Raw genomic sequence first — 895 nt, forward strand, 5'->3', positions numbered from 1 at the left:
TCTGGAGTATCAAGACACCGTCGCCCCCAATCTGACGACAGGGGACGACGAGGATCCGGCCTTGAGTTAGTTCCCCCACATCCGACGATGCTGGTACTGACGGCTACCCATCCGTCGGTGCATCCGGCTATGGGTGATCCGGCGGTGCATCATACGACGCTCCATGCGCACCTCAGCAATCGTATTGGTGGGGACCGTCAGGGCTGGCGCAGGGCCAACGACCGCGGCTGACGCCGTTGTAACCAAGCCCACCGTTGCAGAAGCCATAAGCACGGTGGTGGCGATGAGTAATTTGCGCATATTAATACCTTCTCGTGCTGCCATCGCACCGCAGAAATCTGCTGCTAAATGGGTGAAGCGTAGGGTGAACGCACGAACCGGTAATTTGGGCTATGGGAGATCAAACGAGTCTTTTGATTGCCTTTCCTTCATGGAAGGCGGTGCCTATCCCCGGTTGCTGCGGCTACTCTGAGCAAAGCGAGATCTCGCTGCAGCGCCTCGACCTCGGCGTGAAGCTCGCCAGCATCCACGGCCAACTCGACGCACTGGTCCTGGACCTCCGCGAGATGGGCGCGCAACTCGGCGTTCTCGGTCGCTAGGGTGAGCAGAAGCAGGGTGTCGGGAACGGCTGGCCTCCCAGGGATCGAGCAGGCCGTGGGCGTCGCCGATGAGGGTTAGCGTTGACTTAACCGTCCTGCCCGGCCGACATGGCACCGTGCCCGCCTCTCGCTCCAAGCGAGTCGTGAGCCGACCACCGTTGAGGATTATAGCCGCGAGAAAGACTTGAGACCCCAACGCGAAACGGCCCCACCCCGGCAAGGGTGAGACCGTTTGAAATCGCTGGGCCTGTGAGGCCGCTACCTAACCCCTCACAAGCCACATGGCTCCGCCGGAG

The 895-nt window shown here is 61.2% G+C and carries 1 protein-coding gene; it reads left to right on the top strand.

The features are described 5' to 3' along the window. Nucleotides 1–440: 440 nt before the first annotated feature. Nucleotides 441–599 (top strand): hypothetical protein, encoded by a 159-nt coding sequence (locus tag MKK51_RS22135; protein WP_243980997.1) that lies wholly within the window; start codon nt 441–443, stop codon nt 597–599. Nucleotides 600–895: the final 296 nt, after the last annotated feature.

Origin of the sequence: Methylobacterium sp. E-045, assembly GCF_022829685.1 — a bacterium.
Lineage (GTDB): Bacteria > Pseudomonadota > Alphaproteobacteria > Rhizobiales > Beijerinckiaceae > Methylobacterium.